We start from the raw sequence: 24,601 nt of genomic DNA, 5'->3' as shown, positions 1-24,601 counted from the left end.
GAATATTCATCTGACCATTAATTTTTAATTATCATGATAGAATTAGCTAGATTCTCTAGTTGAAATAGCTGGATCTACCGACAAATGTGCAACATGCTCATGTACAGACAATAGCGCTTGTTCAAACACCTCCGTTAAATGATGGACAGGAATAATGTCGATACCTTTTACCTTTTCTACCATTGCATTCATATTTTCTTTTGGCACAATCACCGTCTGAACGCCTGCTTGTTTGGCTGCCTTGATTTTTGGAATCACGCCGCCAATTGGCTTTACGTTACCATGCAGACCAATTTCTCCTGTCATTGCTACCGTATGTTTAATTGGCACTTCATAAATCGCTGAGTAGATACCTGTTGCCATAGCAATACCCGCAGAAGGTCCATCAATCGGAACGCCTCCCGGAAAGTTTACATGAATATCATACTCATCGGCAGGAACATCCATTGAGCGAAGAACCGTTATGACATTTTCAATTGAGCTTTTAGCCATACTTTTACGGCGAATAGACTTCCCTTGAGTCCCTATACTTTCCTCTTCAACGATACCCGTAATAATAATGTTCCCTTTCTCTTTTGCAGGAATCGCTTTGACTTCAATTTCTAAAAGTGCTCCAGAGTTGGGCCCGTAAACGGCTAATCCATTAATAAGTCCCACTTTTTCCTCATCTGCAATTTTCGGATCGTGTCTTGGAGATAGTTGACTAGAATGAACAATCCATTCAATATCTTCATTTTTAATATCCGTTCGTTCCTCTGATATCGCTAATCCAGCCGCAATTTGCATCATATTAACCGTTTCACGTCCATTGCGTGCATATGTAGAAAACAGAGATAAACCTTCTTCTGATATATCCATTCTTACTTTATTTGCTGCTTTTTTTGCAACTGTAATAATTTCGTCGCGATCAAGCTCACGGAAAAATACCTCTACGCATCTGGAACGAATGGCAGGCGGAATTTCATTAGGTGTTCTAGTCGTCGCACCAATCAAACGAAAGTCTGCTGGCAACCCATTTTGAAAAATATCGTGAATATGTGTCGGGATTTGTGTGTTTTCTTCGCTGTAATAGGCGCTTTCCATAAACACTTTTCGATCTTCTAGAACCTTTAACAGCTTATTCATCTGAATAGGATGGAGCTCTCCAATTTCATCAATAAATAAAATTCCCCCGTGTGCATCTGTAACCGCTCCTTGTTTTGGCTGCGGAATTCCAGCTTGACCCATGGCACCTGCTCCTTGGTAAATAGGATCATGAACTGACCCAATCAAAGGATCAGCAATGCCTCGCTCATCAAAACGCGCCGTAGTTGCATCTAACTCTACAAATACAGCCGATTGTTTAAAAGGTGATTTTTTATTTTTTTTTGCTTCTTCTAACACTAAACGTGCTGCTGCCGTTTTTCCTACTCCAGGCGGCCCGTATACAATCACGTGCTGTGGATTAGGACCGCAAAGGGCAGCCTTTAGTGACCGAATTCCATCCTCTTGTCCGACAATATCGGAGAAGCTAGACGGCCTTACACGTTCGGCAAGCGGCTCAGTTAAAGAGATGGCTCTCATTTTCTGCAATTGCTCCATTTCTTTCTTTGAATCCCGGTCAATTGAGACTTTTTGCGTACGCTGATTGCGTAATAAATTCCAAAAATATAAGCCAATGATGATACCAAAAAAGAGTTGGACCATTAAGGCAATATTCGTCCAGTTCATAGATAAACCTCCTGCGCAGTTTAGTAAGATAATTATCAGTTATTATCTCCCTGCAGCAGTAGGAATAAACAAGATTCTAGTAAAAAGTAAAATTTAGTTGTGCTTCATCACCAGAAAAAAGCCGGGTACTCAAATTGAGTACCCGGCTTTTTTTATGCTGATGTTTTGCTGCCTTCTTGAATAGTAGATCCGTCTTCTAATACGAACTTAGGAGCCGCTTGATCACGAACAGTTTCACCTGTGATAATACATTTTGTAATATCATCACGTGAAGGAAGATCAAACATTACATCTAACATAATACCTTCAATGATTGAACGTAGACCACGAGCACCTGTTTTACGCTCGATTGCTTTTTTAGAAATTTCTACTAAAGCCTCGTCTTCGAACTCAAGTTCAACGTCATCAAGTTCAAGCATTTTTTGATATTGTTTCACTAGTGCATTTTTCGGTTTTGTTAAAATCTCAACTAGCGCTTCTTCATCAAGAGGCACTAAGCTAGCAGTAACCGGTAAACGACCAATAAACTCTGGAATTAAACCAAATTTTAATAAATCTTCCGGTAATACTTTTGCTAGTAACTCTTTTTCTGTAAAGTCTTGTTGTTTTGTTTCTGAACCGAAACCAATTACTTTTTTACCTAGACGACGCTTAATAATAGGTTCGATTCCGTCAAATGCACCACCGCAAATAAATAAGATATTTGTTGTATCAATTTGAATAAATTCTTGATGAGGGTGTTTACGTCCACCTTGAGGAGGAACGCTTGCTACAGTACCTTCTAAGATTTTAAGAAGAGCCTGCTGCACACCTTCACCTGATACATCACGTGTAATAGATGGGTTTTCAGACTTACGCGCTACTTTATCAATTTCATCGATGTAGATGATACCTTTTTCAGCTTTCTCCACATCGTAATCAGCTGATTGAATTAATTTTAATAAGATGTTTTCAACATCTTCTCCTACATAACCCGCTTCTGTTAGAGATGTTGCATCTGCAATCGCAAACGGTACGTTTAAAATACGAGCCAATGTTTGAGCTAGTAAAGTTTTACCACTTCCTGTAGGTCCAATTAATGCAATATTACTTTTTGATAACTCAACGTCATCAATTTTACTGTTTGAATTGATTCGTTTGTAATGGTTGTATACCGCAACGGATAACGATTTTTTCGCATCCTCTTGACCAATTACATACTCATCTAAAATGTCACGAATTTCTTTTGGTTTTGGTACATCTTTAAATTCTACTTCTTCTTCTGTACCTAACTCTTCTTCTACGATTTCCGTGCAAAGTTCAATACATTCATCGCATATGTAAACACCTGGACCCGCAACTAACTTGCGTACTTGTTCTTGTGTTTTACCACAAAATGAGCATTTTAACTGCCCTTTTTCATCGTTAAATTTAAACATAATTTTCACCCCTTGTAGTATTTACTAAAGTGCTCGAAGCTGATTTCTATCCGCGCTATAGCCCAACAACATGAACAACTCATCTATTTGTAGGTAAATGCCCCTCTTTATTACATAGTAAAAGCGCTATGAAAAGATTTGTATTGCATTTTACCATACATTTTCTTGAATAGATACTAAAACGTTTTATGTATATGTTGTTGATGAGCATAACAGAATGGAGATCTGCTATTATATAGTGTCCTCTTATTGGGCCTATTTCATAACCACGGATTTCAAACAATGGGTTAAAGCTGCTTCTACGGTGTTGGTTATGATATAAAAAAACTATTGAAGTTTATAAAACAAGGCACGATCAAGTCGCGCCTTGTTTCTTACTTACTATTATGCAACAGCTTTGCTGTTTTCTACAAGAAATTCAACTGCTTTACGTACTTTCATGTCTTCTTTAATGCTATCAAGACTGCCAAGCACTTTCTTAATTTCTTCGACAGGCATGTTGTACATTCCTGCCATGTTTTCTAATTCTTTTTCTACTTCTTCTTCGCTTACTTCAAGATTTTCAGCTTTTGAAATAGCTTCTAGCGTTAAGTTGATTTTCACACGCTTTTCAGCATCCGGACGCATTTGGTCGCGAAGAGCTTTTTCATCTTGACCTGAGAATTGGAAGTAAAGTTCAAGGTTAAGACCTTGCATTTGTAAACGTTGTTCAAACTCTTGCATCATACGATCCATTTCAGTATTGAACATTGCTTCTGGAATTTCTACTTCAGCGTTTTCAGCAGCTTTTTCTACTAAAGTGTCGCGAAGAGCTGATTCCGCTTGATTCTCTTTATCGCTTTGTAATTTTTCTTTTGTTTTTGCTTTTAACGCTTCTAAAGTTTCTACTTCTTCATCTACGTCTTTTGCAAACTCATCGTCTAAAGCTGGAAGCTCTTTAGATTTGATTTCGTGTAATTTCACTTTGAATTTAGCAGCTTTACCAGCTAGCTCTTCAGCGTGATACTCTTCAGGGAATGTTACTTCCACTTCTTTTTCAGCGCCTACTTCAAGACCAACTAGTTGCTCTTCAAAGCCAGGGATGAATGTGTTAGAACCGATTTCTAAAGAATAGTTTTCGCCTTTTCCGCCTTCGAATGCTTCGCCATCAACGAAACCTTCAAAGTCGATTACAGCTGTATCACCTTCAGCTACAGTTCCTTCTTCTTTAACAACTAGTTCAGCGTGACGCTCTTGAAGTGTTTTTAATTCAGCTTCAACGTCTTCATCTGTTACAGTTGTATCTACTTTTTCTACTTCTAAGTTTTTGTATTCGCCTAATTTAACTTCAGGCTTAACAGTTACTTTAGCAGTGAAAACTAGAGGTTGTCCTTTTTCGATTGTTTCAACATCGATTTCTGGACGATCAACCGGTTCGATACCAGCTTCAACAATTGCATTGCCGTAAGCTTCAGGTAATAAGATGTCTAGTGCATCTTGGTATAAAGATTCTACGCCAAAACGTTTTTCGAAAAGTGGACGAGGCATTTTACCTTTACGGAACCCTGGTACGTTTACTTGTTTTACAACTTTTGTGAATGCTTTATCTAAGGCTTTATCAAACTCAGCAGCTTCAACTTCTACTGTTAAAACGCCTTGATTTCCTTCTTGTTTTTCCCATTTTGCAGACATGAATGTTTCCCTCCAAAATCATTTTAAGTAGTGATTTCTAAACTAGATAATGCAGATAGCCTATCAGTTCAACCCTCAATCATTATCTATTTAACTCCCTATTACTTTAAAGTAAGTAGGAATGTAATGTAAAGATGAAATTCTACTATACGTATTTAAGTGCATTTTACAACCATTATATTATAACATACAACAATAACGTTTCAACTAAACACCACATTTTATATAAAAGAAATTTCTTCAATTTCTTTTAGCTCTTTAATTGCCTTTCTTATTTCAGCTGCGGAGAAACTTCCGTCTTTCTCTGCTACAGCTGCATCTGACTCTTCTCCTTGCATCATCAGACTAACAGCATACACCGCTTCTGTCCAAAGTTTTACATTATCACCCGGTAAAAATGGAAATGTAATAAATAAATGACGCTGCCATATCTCAACGGCAACCTGCAGCAATGTAGGATTTTCATGCTCCAGCTTTTCCGTCAGCTGCGCTTCTACTTGCTCAGCAAACAAATACGGTGTTGTTCGTTGAAGCTGAAGCGCATTTACTTTTTTCGTCTCTCCAAACTTGGTAATCATAAAATCAATGTCTACTTCTTCTTCCATGATTGTTTTTAAAGCGACTGTTTTTACGATAGGGTGAACAGCTTCGGATGAAAATAGCTGTTCCAGAAAGAAGCGCTGCTTTTCAATTCTCTTTGTTTTTAATGAATGAACCCATTCAAGCTGATCTTGAATATTGTCTAGAGCTGTGAATGATTTAAACTGCTCTAGCTGTTCTTCTTCTGTTTGTTCTTCTATGACTTGTTCTTGATTCATTCTATTCTTGCAGAACTCCAATAGCTGATAAAGCTGTTCAGCATGTTCAGAAGGGAGTTTGTGTTCTTGAATAACTGCTTGTAGAGTGACATATCCTTCATGATAGTGACCAAGCTGAATTAACACCATGAGGTACATTTGCAAATTATGATAATAATCGCCAATATCTTCTTTCAGCATTTGCTCACATAATTCCTTAGCTATGCCTGCATCACCGAGCTCCACGTGACAAATAACAAGGCCAAGCAAAATTTCATGATGCTTATTATCAAGTTCGTAGGCCTGCTCAAATAAAGGAAGTGCTTCTTGAAATTGCTTGTGCTGCATATGATCTGTAGCTTTTTCAACCAACCGTTCTTTTAATAGAGGAAAAGCTACAATTTTGTTTTGTTGTTCATTCGACATGTTTTCTCCCCACTTCGCGGTCCATTTGCTTTACAGTTTAGCAATTGAATTAACGGAACGCAAAAAAATCGAGCAAAATCATCATTTTGCTCGATTTTTGGTTAATATCTCACCGTTTTTGCTTCATAAGCAGAAATGTCGTCTTCAAAAGAAAGCGTATAGCCAATTTCATCATATCCGTTAACAAGCATATATTTCCAATGGCCATTGATATCAAACGTACGTTCAAAACCTGCTTCATCGGTAATTTTTTGCTGATGAAGATCGATTGTACAGGCGTAAGAAGCACTTTGAGACTCTTTCATCAAATAGGAAACATCTTCTTTTGGTAAAACAATAGGTAAAATACCATTTTTCAGACAGTTTTGTTTAAAAATATCCGCAAATGAAGGTGCGATAATAGCACGAAACCCGTAGTCTAAAAGCGCCCATGGAGCGTGTTCACGTGACGAACCACATCCGAAGTTCTCGTCAGCTACAAGAATTGTTGCTCCTTGATTTTGAGGCTGATTTAATTCAAACGTTTCATTTAACGTTTCATCTTCATTATATCGCCAATCAAAAAATAGAAATTGGCCAAAGCCAGTACGCTCAATTCTTTTCAAAAATTGCTTTGGGATAATTTGATCAGTATCTACGTTTGCTCGGTCGAGACCTGCTACTTTCCCTGTATGGATTGTAAAAGCATTCATCTGTGTTCTCCTCCTTATCGCACCGCTTGTTCTTGTAGTTTGCGTACATCAACAAAATGTCCATATACCGCTGCCGCTGCTGCCATTACCGGGCTTACTAAATGCGTTCTGGCGCCTTTTCCTTGACGTCCTTCAAAATTCCGGTTAGAAGTGGACGCACAGTGTTCGCCTTGTGGAACTAAGTCAGAGTTCATGCCTAGACACATGCTGCAGCCTGAGTCTCTCCAATCAAAACCTGCTTCAATAAAAATAGCAGATAAACCTTCTTCTTCAGCCATTCGCTTTACTTTTTGAGAACCTGGTACAATGATCGCTCGCACATCTGGTGACACTTTCTTTCCTTTAATAAAGGCTGCCACGTCACGAAGATCAGACAAACGAGCATTTGTACATGAACCGATAAATACATGCTGAACTGGAATCTCTTCTATTGCCATGCCAGGCTGTAAGCCCATATACTCAAGTGCTCGTGACAAAGACTTTCTCTCAGCTTCTGTTTTACACTCTTCTAATGTAGGAACTTGCTTGCTAACATAAGAACTCATCGCCGGGTTTGTTCCCCATGTTACAACAGGTTCAATTGTATCTGCATCAATTTCCAGCGTTTCATCGTACGTTGCACCTTCATCTGTTGCCAAAGCTGCCCAAGCTTCCACTGCTTTTTCAAACTGTTCTCCTTTAGGAGCATACTGACGTCCTTTAATATAAGAGAACGTGACATCGTCTGGACTGATTAAACCAGCTTTTGCACCGGCTTCAATAGACATATTACAAATGGTCATGCGCTCTTCCATTGAAAGATCGCGAATACATTCGCCCGTAAATTCCACGATTGAACCCGTTCCAAAATTCACGCCGAATTTTTGAATTATTGCTAACACAATGTCCTTAGCATAAACGCCAGGCTGCTTTTTGCCATTTACTTTCACTTGTAGCGTTTTTGGTTTCGCTTGCCATAGCGTTTGTGTTGCTAAAACATGCTCTACCTCACTAGTTCCTATCCCAAAAGCAAGCGCTCCAAATGCACCGTGAGTAGATGTATGACTATCTCCGCACACAATGGTTTTTCCAGGCTGAGTTAATCCTAATTCCGGTCCAATGATATGCACAATTCCTTGCTCTTCACTTGTTAAATCTAAAAGCTTCACACCAAACTCATGACAGTTTTCAGATAGTTTGTCTACTTGTTTCTTTGCAATCGGATCTTTAATATTAAAACGGTCAACCGTTGGAATGTTGTGATCCATTGTAGCAAACGTTAAGTCTGGACGCTTCACTTGGCGATTTGCCACGCGAAGACCTTCAAATGCTTGAGGAGACGTTACTTCATGAATAAGATGAAGATCGATATATAATAAGTCCGGCTTCCCCTCTTCTCGACGTACAACATGTTGTTCCCAAAGCTTATCAATAATTGTTTTTGGTTTCATACTGCTCCTCCTTTCTGATTATGAAAAACGTTTCTCACAAAACGTGAGAAACGCATGATTAACTGTAAGCTGTCATAATGCTTGAAATGGCAGAATCATTGGCAATTACCGCAGTTATCGCCTCCACCATTTTATCGGTACCTAAATAATGATTACCGTCTGCTAAGTCAGCTGTTCGATGACCTGCATGTAATACACTTTCAACCGCTTGTTCAATCACTGCTGCTTCTTTTTCTAATCCAAATGAATGTCTAAGCAACATTGCTGCAGATAAAATAGCAGCAATGGGATTAGCTTTGTTTTGACCAGCAATATCTGGTGCAGAACCGTGAACCGGTTCGTATAAAGATGGACCATCAGCCGTTAAGCTGGCAGATGGCAACATTCCTAACGATCCTGTCAGCATAGAAGCCTCATCACTCAAAATATCACCAAACATATTTTCAGTTACCACTACATCAAAATACTTCGGATTACGAATCAACTGCATAGCAGCTGAATCTACAAGCATATGCTCAAGCTCTACATCCGGGTAGTCTTTTGCTACTTCTTCAGCTACTTCACGCCACACTCTACTAGACTCAAGCACATTCGCTTTATCAACAGACGTTACTTTTTTACGTCGATTTACAGCCGTGTCAAATGCTTGGCGAATAATTCTTTCTATTTCTGTACGCTTATAAAATAATGTGTCGACAACTGTTTCTTCATTTCCTTCTGTTCGGCGCTCGCTAGGCTTACCAAAATATAAGCCTCCTGTTAGCTCACGGACGATAATGAAGTCAACACCTTCAATGTATTCTTTTTTCAGAGGAGAGGCATCCGCTAAGCTATCATAAAACGTCACCGGACGAAGATTAGCATATAAATCCAGTTCTTTTCGAATAGCTAGCAAACCTTTTTCCGGTCGCAAATGTGAAGGGTTACGATCCCATTTTGGCCCTCCAACCGATCCAAGTAATACAGCATCTGCCTGCTTACAAGTCTCAATTGTACTTTCTGGAAGAGGTGTGCCGGCCTCATCAATTGCAGCTCCGCCAATTAGTCCATACGTAAACTCAAATTGATGATCAAAGCGCTCTCCAATTGCTTTTAAAACGGCAACAGCGCCCTTGGTTACTTCTGTTCCTACGCCGTCACCCGGTAATACAGCAACTTTTTTTGTCATGGTGGTCTCTCCCTTCAGTTCACATTACTTCTTGCTTTGTACGATGCTGCTGAATAGCAATTAAACGATTAATGGCGTTCAGATATGCTTTCGCTGACGATTCTAATACGTCAAATGCTACTCCGCGTCCGCTTGCTTCAGTTCCTTCGCTTTCAACCTTCACAAATACTTCAGCCAGTGCGTCCGGCCCACCGTTAATAGACTGAATACGATAGTCTAATAGTTTTACATCTTGTTCAACACAGCGCTGCAGCGTATTATAGATAGCTTCCACGCTTCCAGATCCCGTAGCTGCTTCTTGAATCTCTTCTCCGTTTTCTTTGCGAAGCGTAATCGTAGCCGTTGGAATATTGTTCGTACCATACTGAACTTGCAGACTTTCAAGCTTATATTCACTGTCTTTGCTAACTTGCTTTTGAATGACTAATGCCAATAAATCATCATCGGTAATGTCTTTTTTCTTATCTGCTAAGTCTTTAAACTTCTCAAAAAGCACGTTTGCTTCTGTATCTTCCAATGTGAATCCAAGCTCTACTAAGCGTGTACGGAACGCATGACGGCCTGAGTGTTTACCTAGCACAATTGGATTTTGTTTAACACCCACAAGTTCTGGGGAAATAATCTCATATGTTAACGGATTTTTTAAGACGCCATCTTGGTGAATACCTGATTCATGAGCAAAAGCATTTTTTCCGACAATTGCTTTATTTGGTGCAATATTCATTCCGGTAAGCTTACTGATAATGTCACTCGTACGCTTAATTTCAGGCAAGATAAGACCTGTGTTCGCTTGATAGAAATCTTGACGGACATGAAGCGCAAGTGCTACTTCTTCAAGAGCTGCGTTACCCGCACGTTCTCCGATTCCGTTAATCGTTCCTTCAATTTGAGTAGCTCCTGCTTCAATCGCAGCCATTGAATTGGCCACAGCTAGCCCTAAGTCATCGTGACAGTGAGCTGACAAATCAACTTTATGAATATTTGACACATGTTCTTTTAAGTAATTAAATACTGATTGATAGTCACCAGGAGTGATAAATCCTACTGTATCTGGAATATTAACGACTTTTGCACCAGCATCAATAACGGCTTCTACAATTCTAGCTAAAAACGGTAAATCTGTTCGACATGCATCTTCAGCAGACCATTGAACAACCGGGAATTTTTCACTTGCGTACTTCACCATTTCCACTGCTGTTTCAAGTACTTCATCAGGTGTTTTTTTCAATTTATGCTGCATATGAATTTCGGAAGTAGCGATAAAAACATGCAGTCTTGGTTCTGCACTTTCTTTTAACGCTTCCCATGCAATGTCAATATCTTTTGTAACAGACCTTGCAAGGCCTGTTACAGAAGAATTTTTGACAATAGACGCAATTTCTTTTACGGATTGAAAATCACCTTTTGAAGAAGCGGGAAATCCGGCTTCAATGATGTCGATACCTAATCGCTCTAACTGCTTAGCAATTTCAAGCTTTTCTTGTAGGTTCAAATTGACTCCAGGTGACTGTTCACCATCGCGTAGCGTCGTGTCAAATAGTTTAATTTTTTGCACTAGCGATCACCGCTTCTTTCTTTTGTTTTTTAACAAATGGCATCATTTCACGTAATTGAGCGCCAACTTTTTCAATTAAATGTTCGTTTTCACGGTTATTGATAGCTGTAAATTCCGGACGATTTGCTTGGTTTTCTAAGATCCAGCCTTTTGCAAATTTACCTGTTTGGATATCTTCAAGCACTTTTTTCATTTGTTCTTTTGAACGCTCATCTACAACGCGTGGTCCTGAAACGAAGTCACCCCATTGAGCTGTATCAGAGATTGAATAACGCATGCCTTCCATTCCGCCTTCATACATAAGGTCAACAATTAATTTTAATTCGTGTAAACACTCAAAATATGCAACTTCCGGTTGGTAGCCAGCTTCTACAAGCGTTTCAAAACCAGCTTTAACTAATGAAGTTAAACCACCGCAAAGTACTGCTTGCTCACCGAAAAGATCTGTTTCTGTTTCTTCTTTAAATGTTGTTTCTAACACACCCGCACGAGCTGAACCGATTGCTTTAGCATAAGCTAACGCTACGTCTTTTGCTTCGCCAGTTACATCTTGGAATACTGCGAATAACGCCGGTACGCCAGCTCCTTCTTCATACGTTCTTCTTACAAGGTGACCAGGGCCTTTTGGAGCTACTAAGAATACGTCAACGAATTCAGGTGCTACGATTTGGTTAAAGTGAATGTTGAAACCGTGAGCAAATACTAAAGATTTTCCTGGTTTTAGTCCTGGAAGAATTTCTTCGTTATAAACTTTTGGCTGATACTCATCTGGAAGTAATACCATTACTACTTCCGCTTGTTGAACTGCATCTTTTACAGATAATACAGTGAAACCGTCTTGCTCTGCTTGGTCCCATGATTTACCTTTACGTAATCCTACTACCACGTTTACTCCGCTGTCGCGTAAGTTTTGTGCATGAGCGTGACCTTGTGAACCATAGCCTACGATTGCTACTGTTTTACCTTGTAATAATTGATCCTTTGCATCTCCGTTATAATATACCTTTGTCATAATAAATCTCTCCTCTTAGTTTATATAGTTTTATATAGTTTACTTGGTTAGTAACTAGCTAGAATTAAATGATTGATGAAAGTTTGGCTGCGGCTTTTTGCGTACCGCGCGGAACAGCTACTGTGCCCGTGCGCGTTACTTCTTTTAATCCATAAGGCTGAAGCAGATCAATCATCGCTTCAATCTTGCTGGATTCACCTGTTACTTGAATAATTAAGCTGTCGCGGCTTACATCAATGATGGTTGCACGGAAAGGCTCAATTACTGCATAAAGTTCGTTACGGCTTGCTGGCGTAGAGGCTACTTTCATTAAAGCAAGCTCTCTTGACACCACAGCTTGATCCGTAATATCTTGAACTTTCAACACATCGATCTGCTTATTTAACTGCTTGATCACTTGTTCAGCAGCGTTATCATGCTCTACGTTCACAACAAACGTCATGCGTGATACATCTTCAGATTCAGTGTGACCTACCGAAATACTCTCAATATTGAAATTTCTTTTTGTGAATAACCCCGTCACGCGATTTAATACGCCCGCATGGTTTAATACAGTTGCTGTAATAATTCGCTTCATGGTTTCACCCCTACCATTTCATGTAATCCTTTTCCAGGTGCAACCATTGGATATACGTTTTCTTTAGGTGCGACAAAGAAATTTAGTAGAACAGGTCCATCTGTTTCCATTGCTTCTTTCAAAGCCGCATGCGCTTCTTCTTCAGTAGAAGCTTGTAAACCTTTGATATCATAAGCTTCTGCAAGCTTCATTAAATTAGGCTGATTCGGAATTAAAGAGTGTGAGTAGCGTTCTTCATAGAAGATTTCCTGCCACTGACGAACCATACCAAGCGACTGATTGTTAAGTACAACCACTTTTACAGGTAAATTTAATTCTCTAATAACTCCTAATTCTTGAAGCGTCATTTGAAATCCACCGTCACCAACGACTGCTACAACTGTTTTATCTTTGTTTGCCAGCTGAGCGCCGATTGCAGAAGGTAATCCAAAGCCCATAGTGCCAAGACCACCTGAAGTTACCCATCGATCTGGATTATTAAATGTGTAGTATTGAGCTACCCACATTTGATGTTGCCCAACGTCCGTTGTAACAACGGCATCTCCATTTGTATACTTGTGAAGCAACTCAACTACTTTTTGTGGTTTTAACACATCCCCTGAGTTCTGATACCATAGTGGATATTCTTGCTTCCACGCCGCTAATTTCTCATGCCATTTCGTATAATCTCCAACTTCTCCTTCTTGCAGAAGCAATTGCTTCAATACTTCTTTCGCATCTCCAACAATTGGAATCTTGGTTGGAACATTCTTTCCAATTTCCGCTGGGTCGATGTCAATGTGAGCAATTTTTGCATTTGGTGCAAAATGCTTCAAGTTACCTGTTACTCGGTCATCAAAGCGTGCACCGATACTAATGAGAAGATCACTCTCATAAATTGCCATGTTTGCTGTGTAGGTTCCGTGCATGCCAGCCATTCCTAAATGAAGCGGATGATCTGCAGGAAAACAGCCCAACCCTAAAAGCGTATTAATAACCGGAATATTTTGACGTTCAGCATAATTTTTTAATTCTTCTGAACCTTTACTCAATAACACTCCCGCACCTGCTAGAATAACAGGTTGTTTTGCAGCTGCTACTGCGTCTGTTAATTTTTTAACCTGCAGCTGATTTGGAAAATAAGTTGGCTGATAGCCAGGTAAATCAATTTCTCCTTCGTAATTAAATGTTCCATCACCCTGTGCCATATCTTTTGGAATGTCGATTAAGACTGGACCAGGTCTTCCTGTTGTCGCAATATGAAATGCCTCTTTGATGATTCTCGGCATATCGCTGATATTGCGTACTTGATAGCTATGTTTTGTAATTGGCATTGTGATCCCTAATACATCTGCTTCTTGGAACGCGTCAGAACCAATTACACTTGAAGCTACTTGACCAGTAAAAACAACTAAAGGAAGTGAGTCAATCATCGCATCTGCCAAACCTGTTACGATATTTGTTGCACCAGGACCACTTGTTGCGATAACTACACCGGGTTTGCCTGAAATTCGTGCGTACCCTTCTGCTGCGTGAATTCCACCTTGTTCGTGACGAGCAAGTACGTGAAACATTCCTGAACCATATAGCTTATCGTAAATCGGTAAAACGGCTCCCCCTGGGTAACCGAAGATGACGTCAACATTTTCTCTTCTTAGAGATTCAATCAACATGTCAGCTCCATTCATTTGTGCCCCAGTGCTTACAGGTTCTTTCGTTTGCATATTGGCTCCCACTTTTCTCATCCTTTCGTTTTCTAGATAAAAGAAAAAAGACTTCTCACCCCTAAATAGACCCTATCAAATGATATAGGTCAAGGGGCGAAAAGTCTTTTGTACTTTACGCGGTACCACCCTCGTTTGTAATCGTAATGATTACCTTATGAATGTATACTGTACATTCTTTTTGATAACGAGTGCTTTGGAAGTACACTCGGTCGCCCTTACTGAATTTCAGGGTGACACTCTGAGGTGAGTTCATTTTGAGTTGGTAACGTCGGCTTCCAGCAACCCGACTCTCTGTTGATACCTAAACATCAAAACTACTTATCCTCTTCAACGTTTTAAAACGCTATATGCTTTTTGAACAATGCTTTACACATCATATTTTAAATTAATTACAATTAATTAAAATTTTTAGAAAACTTATATTTGAGGACTATCTTACGCCCATTTCTATGCATAGTCAACCACTTTTCAAGATTTTTTTAGACAATTTAGACTAAACAGAATATTTGAATGCGTTTTCATTATTGATGTAATAAGGGTTTACAGCAGTTCAAAAAGTTTTTGTGAAACGTTCATTTGTACACACTGAATGAACAAACATTCACTTTTAAGATAAATAAAAAACCGGCTTTTACTAAAAAGTAAAAGCCGGTTTTTTCCGGACGTCCCAGGAGAGATTCGAACTCCCGACCGACGGCTTAGAAGGCCGTTGCTCTATCCTGCTGAGCTACTGGGACATAATATTAAAGTGTATCAAAGACAATACTTATTATATTCAAATATAATTTAAAAGTCAACGTTTTTTTGAAATTTTATGAGAAGAGAGGTAAAAAACCTTCTCTTCTCCCTATATTTGGCTATATTATGCTGAAAGTGTACAGGTTAACTGCATGCTAGGAATATGTTTACCGCTTATATCGTAAAACTGCACGGTAGCTTCTGTACCATCCATTACTAGTATAGCATACGTACGTTCTTTTCTCATACGAGGAAGTAACATACTTCCTGGATTGATAAATAAAACTCCGTCCATGAGCTCAGCTCCCGCTATGTGAGAATGCCCAAAACAAACAACGTTTGCCCCGACTTCTCTCGCTTTATAATGCAGATTCATCATAGACATTTTAACATTATATAAGTGACCGTGTGTAACCAGACACGTAGCTTCTCCAAGCGACTCTACTCGATCATTAACGTAAGATGCATCGTAGTCACAATTTCCTCGAACGCCTAAAAACGCAGACATTTCTTTGCTGTCTTGCGGCAACTCAGAGTCCCCACAATGGATCATCTTATCTACATCAGCATGTCTCTCTCTGATAGTGAGCAGTTCTTCTTGTAACCCGTGGCTATCGCTTACAATTAATAGTTTCACACGTCATCACTCCTTCTAAAATTGCGCATCAATTAGCGGTGCTAGTTTTTGTAACGCATTTGCTCGGTGACTAATCTGATTTTTTTGCTCTTTGGTCAATTCTGCCATGGAGCATCTCCATTTTTCTACAAAGAAAATGGGATCGTACCCAAAACCGTTTTCCCCTCTTTTTTCTTCCAAGATGTGCCCTTTACACGTGCCTTCTACAATTTCGGTTCTCTTTCCGGGCACTGCAATGGCAAGAGAACAGTGAAAGCGTGCCGTGCGCTTTTCAAACGGCACGTCATTTAACTTTTGAAGTACCTTCTCTATATTAGCATTATCATCTTTATTTTCACCAGCATAACGCGCGGAATAAACGCCCGGCTCCCCGTTTAAGGCGTCAATAGCAAGCCCGGAGTCATCGGCAATGACCGGCTTATTTAATGCGGATGAAATGGCCTCTGCTTTTAGCGTGGCATTCTCTGCAAATGTAACGCCCGTTTCTTCCACGTCTTCAATCTCAGGAAAATCAAGAAGCGATTTTACTTTAAATCCCTTTGGTGAGAAAAGTGTTTCAAAATCTTTTACTTTGCCTGCATTTTTAGTTGCAATAATGATTTCACGCACATTAATCCCTTACCTTTCTTTAACCGGAATGTAGGCAGCCAGGTGATCAAGAACTTCCTTTTGCTGTTCAATCAATTGATAAACACCCTTTTCCCCTAAATCTAGAAGATGGTTTAACTGTTCTCTCGAAAACGTCGATTCCTCTCCCGTTCCCTGTAATTCTACAAACTGTCCGCTTCCTGTCATCACAATATTCATGTCAACTTCCGCTGTCGAATCTTCTTCATAATTTAAATCTAAAATCGAATTTTCTCCATGAATACCTACTGAAGTCGCAGCTAAGTAGTCACGAATAGGAATTTCTGTTAGCTTGTTCTCTTCAACCAGCTTTCCAAACGCTAAAACCATAGCCACAAAAGCACCTGTAATCGATGCTGTTCTTGTGCCTCCGTCAGCTTGAATAACATCACAATCAATCCAAATTGTCTTTTCTCCGACCTTTTCCAGATCGACTACAGAACGAAGAGCTCGTCCGATTAGACGCTGAATTTCCATTGTTCGTCCTGTGACTTTACCTTTTGATGATTCACGTATATTTCTTTGTGCCGTAGCTCGAGGCAGCATAGAATATTCAGCTGTAATCCATCCTTTTCCTTGTCCACGCATAAAAGGAGGCACTCTGTCGTCTATGCTTGCTGTACAAATAACCTTTGTGTCTCCCACCGAGATTAATACAGATCCTTCTGGATGCTTTAAGTATGAAGTATGAAGAGATACAGGTCTCAATTCATTAAATTCCCTGCCGTCCAAACGCATTAAGCATGTCCTCCTATAAATTCATTTATATGTAATAGTCTCTTCCATTTTAACTATGAAACAGCGGAAAGAGGTCGCTATTTCAGCAGACCTCTTTCTACTTAGTCCTTTACTAGTATAACAAAAATTTGTTTTTAAAAACTACCTGTGTTCACATTTTTAGGTCTTGAAACTGGTTCCGTTAATTTTTTCCCTTTTTCATCTTTTAGCGTTTTTTTGCCATTCACCTTAATGGCAACGCTGTCTACGGCTTTTTGCTCTGTCAGCGATAACACCAAGGAGTCGAGAACACGCTGAGAAATTTCCGTGCCTTTTAAATTTCCAAAGATGTTTTTATTAAAGTTAAGCGTTAACTCACCGTCCGCATACTTTGGAGCTGCTACGAGCTTTGCATCGGGATTAAAATCTGTCACTAAACCTGATGCAGGCGCAGGTCCTTCTACAAGTTCGTTCACAATTGCAGTGTACATATCTTTGTCATCAGAAGCAATTCGTTTTGTGACAGGAACATAGTAAGTTTGTTTGTCCTCTTGAGCTAAGTAATAAATCGTAACTGGCTTTGTTTGAGTTACGTCAACTACTCCAGTATTATCAAAGTTAATGCCATCTGCTCTGCTCAACCCTTTACTGATTGGCGTATGATTTACAGGCATCTCATCTTTATCATAGCCGTTAATGCGAATTTTAACTTTATTTACGCCTTCAAACTGCGTCAGCGTCCAAGTGACGGCCTGCAGGATACGGAGTTCATCTTCTTTTTTATATTCAGCAAATTCAGGTGAAAAATCTGCTACCATCGTGCCGTCACTTTCCAGCTTTGTCCCTAAAACTCTTGTATCAGCAGGAAGAACCGCTCGGAAATTATTTGGCAATAAGTTTGTGACCGGTCCACCCTCTACTAAATATTCAAGAGACTGTTTAGCGACACCTTTTGATTTAGGAATTTCAAGCGTCTGGGGAACAACGTACCCGTTTTTATCAATTAAGTAGAGTTCTCTTTTGGTAGGCGCAGACGTTTCTGCCGCTTTACTTTGTTTTTTATTAGCTTCCGTTACTTTCGCTTCAGTCGCTAATGATTTTTCATCTTTCACATAGGTGACATCCTTTGGCGGATCAATTTCCTTTGCTGCGTTATCCCCTCCGAAAAGTCCACAGCCGGATAACAATACAGATGTGGTCACCACGGCGGATATGAGAACAAGTTGGGTCTTTTTAGACATTCCTTTCCCTCCTCAGACTGTTTGTACTACTATGTATACGAGCTTTTTTGCATTTTAGACCAGCTCAAAAAAGTTTTTGTCCACAAAAAAAACCGAGCATAATATGCACGGTTTTAAAGCTTGATATGTTCAACATTATATACAGGGTGCTCAAACCATTTAGATGCAATAGATTGAAACAGTTCTGTTGATCCTGTTGTAAAGAAGTAGTGTTCAGGCTCCATGTTTCTAGGAGCTAGTAAATTGCTATAAGAAAGAATGGCACTTACCTCTATTGCCGTTTCTTCCCCAGAACTGATTAACTGAACTCGAGGCCCAATTGCTTCTTGAATAACTGGCTTTAATAACGGATAATGCGTACATCCTAAAATAAGGGTATCCATATCTGTATGATAAAAAGGTTTTAATGTTTCTTTTACAATCCGCTGCGCTTCCGGTCCTTCATAATTACCGCTCTCTACAAGAGGTACAAACAAAGGGCATGCCAAATTTTCCACTTCCACTCTCGTGTGAAGAGCGCGGAGTGCATGTGTATAGGCTTGACTTTTCACGGTTCCGTTTGTGCCGATTACGCCTATTTTATGATTTTTAGTTACTTTAAGCGCAGCGCGTGATCCTGGTTCAATGACCCCTATAACCGGAATATCGAGCTGTTCTTGAATTTCATCCAATACAACTGCCGTAGCCGTATTGCACGCAATAACAAGCATTTTAATATCTTTAGCTATTAAATAATTAGTCATCTCCCATGTGAAAGCTCGTACTTCTTCACTAGGACGAGGACCGTATGGGCAGCGGGCTGTATCTCCAATGTACATAATTTGTTCTTTCGGAAGCTGTCTCATAATTTCCTTTGCTACCGTTAATCCACCCACACCCGAATCTATAACACCAATTGGTCTACTCAAAACAATCGCCTCATTTTTCTTTCATTTCATCATGCAATTTTCGTAACGTTACTCGTAAAACTTCCGTTTCACTCGGAGAGAAGTTTGCCAGTACGCCATTTAAATACGTTTGTCTCTTTTCAATTACTTCTTCGATAACACGTGCTCCTTCAGGAAGCAAATGAATACGTACTACGCGGCGGTCTTTTGGATCTTTCACCCGAACCACCAACTTGTTTTTTTCCATACGATCTACTAAATCTGTCGTTGTACTACAAGCGAGAAAAATACGATTTGATAAATCGCCAATCGTCATATCTCCACGTTCAAACAGCCACTGCAAAGCAATAAACTGAGGTGGCGTAATCGTATAGTCTTCTAAAATTTCTCTTCCTTTTTGCTTTACAATCGCTGCAATATGTCGAAGTGACTTTTCTAATTCTGCCACTGTATCCTCATTATTTTTTGCTGTCATACCGTAATCCTTTCCACCTATAAGTCTTATTTTCTATTATTTCTTTCAGTTAAACCCGTCTCTACTGTTTCTCTTTTCTATTTTATATTGTGCTCTTTTTTCGGTGATTTTTCAAGGTTAACATGAGGATTCTACAACGTTCAGCATCAAAAAACAGCTGCTCCATAAAAGGAGCAGCTGTTTCTATTAATTATTGATATACAGCTCGAAAACTGAGCTGAAATCTTTTGTTGTGTAGGCTGTTTTTTTATCTAATAACCAAGAAAACGCAGCTTCGTTAATTTCTTTAAATTCACCAGCAACACTTCCACTTGTATTTCTTGTACTGCTTAGCGTAGAAGAAGCTAGCTGAATACTTTGTTTAGCAAAATCGAGCGCAATTTCATTTTCACGCGTTATTTCAGACATTTTAAACAGCGCTTTATATAAATCTTTTACCTCTTCTATATGCTTTTTGTGTACATCGATAGAAAAAGTCTCCGAGCCAATTTTAAATTTAATTTCCACATCTAAATCGACAGTTCCAGCCGTTTCTAGCATCACGTTTGAAATGTGATTTGTGCTGTAGTTATAGCGGCGAAGCATGCGCTTTTTGCTTGTAGCACTTGTTCCATCAAGGTGAATGAGCGCTTTATTGGTAAAGCAATATTCATCTGACTTTGATTTGATTAGAAAATAAATTTTTTCTTGTTCTTTATGCATAACGTAATCATCTGCATCTACCTTGTCATAATCAACCGGCTTAATAACAGAACCAATATCACTTAGCCCTAATACATCAGCAGCTACTTTTCCAAACATTTCTCCATCTCCCTTTTAAAAACAATTGTATTATTTTCATGTTTTAAGTGTACTGTGCAAATGAGGGGATGTAAATAAAAAAAGGAGCTTCTTAAAAAGAAGCTCCACATTTATTAAAAGAACAAATTTAAAATCATATAGATAAGTGCAGCTAATGAAGCTGAAATTGGCAATGTGATAATCCATGTAATCACCATGCGCTGTGCAGTTCCCCATTTTACACCTTTCACTCGGTGAGCAGAACCTACACCTAAGATAGAAGATGAAATAACATGAGTAGTACTGACAGGTAGATGAATAAACGTTGCTCCAAAGATAATGGCAGCACCTGTTAAGTCCGCAGCTACTCCATTAACAGGACGAATTTTCATAATTTTACCGCCAACGGTTTTAATGATTTTCCATCCACCAATTGACGTTCCAAGCCCCATTGCCACCGCACAAGCCAGCTGGACCCACCACTGAATCTCAGTACCGCTTTGCATATTGTTAGCAATAAGCGCTAGCGTAATGATACCCATTGCTTTTTGCGCATCATTCGTACCGTGTGTGTAAGATTGTAGGGCTGCAGTCAGGATTTGAACGCGTCGAAAACGCTTATTCGTTTTCGTCAAGTTATGGTTTTTAAACGTTAGTTTGATAATCGTATAGACAATATAACCTACTACAAAGGCTAGAACTGGTGAAATTAGAAGGGCTTCAATGATTTTGATGAAACCTTTGTAATTTAAAGCACCAAATCCAGCAGCTGCAATAGCTGCTCCTGCAATCGATCCAATAATTGCATGAGAAGAACTACTCGGGATACCGAAATACCATGTGATTAGGTTCCACGCGATAGCAGAAATTAATGCTGCTAAAATAACGATAGAACCATTTTGAAGCGTATAAGGATCAACGATATCCTTTGTAATCGTTTTGGCTACGCCCGTAAACGTCATAGCACCGACAAAGTTCATAGTTGCGGCTAAAAGAATTGCATGTCGCGGTTTTAAAGCTTTGGTTGAAACAGAAGTCGCAATGGCATTAGCTGTATCGTGAAATCCGTTGATAAAGTCAAAACCAAGTGCACCAACTACAATTAGAATGGTTAATATTAACATCGAATCCATTATAATATAGCCCCGTTACGCATTCTTCATAATAACTGATTCTAAGTTGTTCGCAACCGTTTGACAATAATCCGCGATTTCTTCTAGCGTTTCATAAATTTCTTTATATTGAATAACTTTAATTGGATCTTTACATGTTGCAAATAATTGTTTTAGCGCACGACGATATAATGTATCACAATGTGACTCATACTCTTTAATTTTAATTGCATGTTCACTAATTTGAAGAAGCTTTTTCTCAGACAACAAATTAATAGTAATTAAAATCTCTTCAGCACAGCCTTGAATATTTTTAACAAATTCAGCTACATATTCATCAAATGTCGTAATTGAATGAATTTCCATTAAAGCAGCAAAGCTGTCGATGCCATCAAGTACATCATCCATGCTCATTGCTAGCTGTAAAATATCTTCACGCTCAATTGGAGTAATAAATGCTTTGTTCAACTCAGTAATCACTGTATGCACGTATTTATCACCTTTTGATTCATACGCTTTTAAAACATTGGCAAATTCCTTTAGGTCAGATACATTTTGAAGTTCAAAGCTGCCTAAAAAATCTGCTGAGTCCTTAATATTTTGGGCAATGTCCATTAACATTTCAGAAAACTTGTCTTTTTTTCTTTTGATCACGTTGCAATCCTCCATCCAATTTATCGAAACTTTACCACTCGTTTTTTCTCTCTATCTTTTTATATGTGTTCTAGTTTCTTTTTTCATTTAAAGTAATGGATAAAACTTATCTGTTCATTACTATAACGAGAGAAACCACCTCTCTTGTGTATCAAAAAATTCGAAAAAAACAAACGTTTACCAGAGCAAAAGTCCCAAAAGATGGTTCTTTTACTTATAGGTTATGCGATTCATTTTTTTACGCCAAGTCAAAAATTACTCCTATTATTGTTAATTGTCAATAACTTTTCAAACACATTTTTTTAGGTCTCTTTACAATACATTAACAATAATACGTTCATTCCTTTTAAAACAAGGGTTTTCAGAGTTTGTATAAAACTGGGATTTACAAAAACTTAACATTACTCCCCTTGTGTAAATAATACAAGCCAGCTCCTTTAGAACTGGCTTTTATTATTTACTTATTATATTGCTGAAATACATTTTTTACTTTCGGCACGACGTAATGACTTCCGCCTTTATCTTCTACTCCTTCAATCATCATTGAAACGAGTAGGTTTTTCTGTTTTGTATCCACAGCTACAAACCAGCCGTTTTCCTGCCCTTTTTCACCTTGAGTTTTCTTTAATTCTGCCGTTCCAGTTTTTCCAGCCAGGGTTAACCCATCTATTTTTGCAGCATGACCCGTACCATTTTTATCTTCAATGACATCAACTAAATCATTTTGAATTAATTGTGCCGTTTCTTTAGATATTACTTGTTTTTTCCATATTCCACTCTCATCACCGTTCATAAGAATAGGCTTTACTATGTTTCCATCGTTTACAATCGATGTATACATCAATGCCAAGTGGAGAGGATTCACTTGCAGTTTCCCCTGGCCATAGCCAGAGTTTGCTAATACTCCCTCATCTTTAATATCTTGATCACCTGCAATTTTAGATGTTTCAAAAGGATAATTAACAGGCATTTTTTGATTGAACCCAAACTGTTTTAAACCACTGTTAAATTTGTCTAAACCTAACTTCAAAGCAGTCTGCGCAAAATAAATATTATCAGATGTAACATAAGCATCACGTAAATTAACATTCGGCTTGCTTCCCACTCGTGTTACGTAGAAATTCCCCCAGCTTTTATCTTTTTGCCACTTCTTCCCGCTGATTGATACACTTTCGTTTGGATTTACCACACCTTCATCAACCGCTAAAGCTCCCGTGACTAACTTAAATGTAGATCCCGGAGAATACGTTTTGGTAAAGCGGTTCATTAACGGCTTATCGGGATTCGTTGAAAGGGATTGATACGTATTAGCATCGATTCCAAAAGAAAAAGAATTCGGATCAAAAGCTGGCGTGCTTACAAGACCTAATATTTCTCCAGTTTTAGGTTGAAGAGCAGTAGCTACTCCTTTTTCATCTTTTAACTGTTCATAAAGGGATTTTTGAACATTCGTGTCTACTGTAACTTGAATGCTTTCCCCATCTTTTGGATTCACTTTTGCAATTTCATTCTTTTTATTACCATCTTTATCTACAGTATAAATCGTGACGCCGTCTCGAGCACGAAGCTTATCTTCATATAAAGACTCCAACCCAATCATTCCAGCTTTAGACTGAGCATTATAGCCTTCATCTTTATGCTTTTTTAAATATTCCGCTGTGACAGGCGCAACGTATCCAACTAAATGGGCACACGCTTCTTCACAAGGATATACGCGCGCATTTACTTTTTTTTGTTGAATGCCTTCTACTTTTTTCAAAGAATTCTCTAAATTAGAGGCGTCTTTTTGACTAACTGTTTTAATAGGAACAAATTGATTCTTTTTCACCCAAGAAGCGCTCAGTGCTTGATTAATACTTTTTTCTGAAAGAGCAAGAGTCTTGCTTAATTGTTGTATAGCGTGCTCGCCGCCTTTAGAAAACTGCTGGGGAACAACTCCAATTTGAATCGCTTCTCCATTTTGAGCTAAATATTTCCCTGAACGATCCATAATTTCTCCACGCACAGCTGACTGAGCAGCTACTCTTACTTGCTCTTCTTGCTTAAGTCCTTTAAAAATCATGTTAGGCTTCCAATTAATATACCAATTCTCTGTATCCCCTTGTTTTTCTTGAACTACAGCAGCATTTTCTTTAAATGAGATTTTACCGGCTACAGAGTTCATGTTTACTTCAAAAGGTAAAACAGCTTTATGGTCTTTTATTTCTAAGTTTTCTATTTTACTTGCCTTCACTTTAAGCTTGTCCGCTTCAATTGCAGCATAGATATTTTTATATCGATTTACAAAGTCTTTTTCTGAAATCGTCTTTTTAGCATCTTTAGACAAGTATCCATACATGCCTTTAAAATCTTCTTTATTCCACATGGCTACATATTTATCAAATCGATCCTGTGCTTTCTGTTGATCATTTGAGCAACCGGCAGTTATTAATAAAAGAATTGCCATAGTAAAAAATAGCCACCCAATTCGTCTCATGATGATTTTCCCCCTTTTTTCAATAGCATTTCTCTATCATATAAAATTTTACATAAACTTTCCATCGGAAAGTTACAATCAGGAATTAATTGGTA

General features: G+C 38.7%; 21 protein-coding genes, 1 tRNA gene and 1 other annotated feature. All 22 genes read right to left on the bottom strand.

The features are described from left to right. Nucleotides 1-42: 42 nt before the first annotated feature. On the bottom strand, nucleotides 43-1,710 hold the full coding sequence (gene lonB, locus AC2YJL_RS01065) for an ATP-dependent protease LonB (RefSeq protein WP_013085136.1): 1,668 nt from the start codon (nucleotides 1,708-1,710) through the stop codon (nucleotides 43-45). Between the two features lie 152 nt (nucleotides 1,711-1,862). Beyond that, a complete protein-coding gene (clpX, locus tag AC2YJL_RS01060) occupies nucleotides 1,863-3,128 on the bottom strand; it encodes an ATP-dependent protease ATP-binding subunit ClpX (RefSeq protein ID WP_013059367.1) in 1,266 nt (421 codons plus the stop codon). 384 nt (nucleotides 3,129-3,512) lie between these two features. After that, nucleotides 3,513-4,799 (bottom strand): trigger factor, encoded by a 1,287-nt coding sequence (tig, locus tag AC2YJL_RS01055; RefSeq protein ID WP_121946049.1) that lies wholly within the window; start codon nucleotides 4,797-4,799, stop codon nucleotides 3,513-3,515. Between the two features lie 221 nt (nucleotides 4,800-5,020). Further along, entirely contained in the window at nucleotides 5,021-6,022 is a 1,002-nt protein-coding gene (locus tag AC2YJL_RS01050; protein ID WP_195695851.1) for a tetratricopeptide repeat protein, read from the bottom strand. Nucleotides 6,023-6,123: 101 nt separating this feature from the next. Next, on the bottom strand, nucleotides 6,124-6,714 hold the full coding sequence (gene leuD / locus AC2YJL_RS01045; protein WP_013059370.1) for a 3-isopropylmalate dehydratase small subunit: 591 nt from the start codon (nucleotides 6,712-6,714) through the stop codon (nucleotides 6,124-6,126). Nucleotides 6,715-6,728: 14 nt separating this feature from the next. Further along, complete coding sequence (gene leuC, locus AC2YJL_RS01040) at nucleotides 6,729-8,144, bottom strand: 3-isopropylmalate dehydratase large subunit (RefSeq protein WP_195695850.1); 1,416 nt, start codon at nucleotides 8,142-8,144, stop codon at nucleotides 6,729-6,731. Nucleotides 8,145-8,202: 58 nt separating this feature from the next. After that, nucleotides 8,203-9,312, bottom strand: a complete 1,110-nt coding sequence (gene leuB, locus AC2YJL_RS01035; protein ID WP_013059372.1) for a 3-isopropylmalate dehydrogenase — start codon at nucleotides 9,310-9,312, stop codon at nucleotides 8,203-8,205. A 19-nt stretch (nucleotides 9,313-9,331) separates the two neighbouring features. Continuing rightward, nucleotides 9,332-10,867, bottom strand: a complete 1,536-nt coding sequence (locus tag AC2YJL_RS01030; RefSeq protein WP_230933654.1) for a 2-isopropylmalate synthase — start codon at nucleotides 10,865-10,867, stop codon at nucleotides 9,332-9,334. After that, nucleotides 10,854-11,879, bottom strand: coding sequence for a ketol-acid reductoisomerase (gene ilvC / locus AC2YJL_RS01025; RefSeq protein ID WP_013085141.1), 1,026 nt, complete (start codon nucleotides 11,877-11,879; stop codon nucleotides 10,854-10,856). Before ilvC ends, AC2YJL_RS01030 begins: the two co-directional genes overlap by 14 nt. A gap of 64 nt (nucleotides 11,880-11,943) precedes the next feature. Then, nucleotides 11,944-12,456, bottom strand: coding sequence for an acetolactate synthase small subunit (gene ilvN / locus AC2YJL_RS01020; protein WP_195695848.1), 513 nt, complete (start codon nucleotides 12,454-12,456; stop codon nucleotides 11,944-11,946). Then, on the bottom strand, nucleotides 12,453-14,180 hold the full coding sequence (gene ilvB / locus AC2YJL_RS01015; RefSeq protein WP_153254654.1) for an acetolactate synthase large subunit: 1,728 nt from the start codon (nucleotides 14,178-14,180) through the stop codon (nucleotides 12,453-12,455). Before ilvB ends, ilvN begins: the two co-directional genes overlap by 4 nt. 68 nt (nucleotides 14,181-14,248) lie before the next feature. Then, nucleotides 14,249-14,502, bottom strand: a binding site (T-box leader). Nucleotides 14,503-14,825: 323 nt separating this feature from the next. Further along, nucleotides 14,826-14,899: transfer RNA gene (locus AC2YJL_RS01010), tRNA-Arg, on the bottom strand. Between the two features lie 125 nt (nucleotides 14,900-15,024). Next, entirely contained in the window at nucleotides 15,025-15,537 is a 513-nt protein-coding gene (locus tag AC2YJL_RS01005; RefSeq protein ID WP_013059377.1) for a metallophosphoesterase, read from the bottom strand. Nucleotides 15,538-15,552: 15 nt separating this feature from the next. After that, complete coding sequence (locus AC2YJL_RS01000) at nucleotides 15,553-16,146, bottom strand: XTP/dITP diphosphatase (protein ID WP_195695847.1); 594 nt, start codon at nucleotides 16,144-16,146, stop codon at nucleotides 15,553-15,555. Between the two features lie 9 nt (nucleotides 16,147-16,155). After that, nucleotides 16,156-16,902, bottom strand: coding sequence for a ribonuclease PH (gene rph / locus AC2YJL_RS00995; protein WP_013059379.1), 747 nt, complete (start codon nucleotides 16,900-16,902; stop codon nucleotides 16,156-16,158). Between the two features lie 134 nt (nucleotides 16,903-17,036). After that, entirely contained in the window at nucleotides 17,037-18,122 is a 1,086-nt protein-coding gene (locus tag AC2YJL_RS00990; RefSeq protein WP_487374614.1) for a GerMN domain-containing protein, read from the bottom strand. A 113-nt stretch (nucleotides 18,123-18,235) separates the two neighbouring features. Beyond that, nucleotides 18,236-19,030 carry a glutamate racemase gene (racE, locus tag AC2YJL_RS00985; RefSeq protein WP_013085145.1) on the bottom strand — a complete coding sequence of 265 codons (795 nt, stop codon included), beginning with the start codon at nucleotides 19,028-19,030 and terminating at the stop codon, nucleotides 18,236-18,238. A 10-nt stretch (nucleotides 19,031-19,040) separates the two neighbouring features. Beyond that, on the bottom strand, nucleotides 19,041-19,484 hold the full coding sequence (locus AC2YJL_RS00980) for a MarR family winged helix-turn-helix transcriptional regulator (RefSeq protein WP_013059382.1): 444 nt from the start codon (nucleotides 19,482-19,484) through the stop codon (nucleotides 19,041-19,043). Nucleotides 19,485-19,670: 186 nt separating this feature from the next. Continuing rightward, nucleotides 19,671-20,285, bottom strand: a complete 615-nt coding sequence (locus AC2YJL_RS00975) for a PH domain-containing protein (RefSeq protein ID WP_487374613.1) — start codon at nucleotides 20,283-20,285, stop codon at nucleotides 19,671-19,673. A gap of 113 nt (nucleotides 20,286-20,398) precedes the next feature. After that, nucleotides 20,399-21,397 carry an inorganic phosphate transporter gene (locus tag AC2YJL_RS00970; protein WP_050688581.1) on the bottom strand — a complete coding sequence of 333 codons (999 nt, stop codon included), beginning with the start codon at nucleotides 21,395-21,397 and terminating at the stop codon, nucleotides 20,399-20,401. Nucleotides 21,398-21,412: 15 nt separating this feature from the next. Continuing rightward, nucleotides 21,413-22,045, bottom strand: a complete 633-nt coding sequence (locus AC2YJL_RS00965; protein ID WP_218039679.1) for a DUF47 domain-containing protein — start codon at nucleotides 22,043-22,045, stop codon at nucleotides 21,413-21,415. Between the two features lie 442 nt (nucleotides 22,046-22,487). Further along, nucleotides 22,488-24,506, bottom strand: a complete 2,019-nt coding sequence (locus AC2YJL_RS00960) for a penicillin-binding transpeptidase domain-containing protein (protein WP_195695846.1) — start codon at nucleotides 24,504-24,506, stop codon at nucleotides 22,488-22,490. Nucleotides 24,507-24,601: the final 95 nt, after the last annotated feature.

This window comes from Priestia sp. SRI_019 (assembly GCF_057586255.1).
The sequence above is the reverse complement of the archived record's forward strand: the minus strand, read 5'-3'. Positions and strand labels throughout refer to the sequence as shown.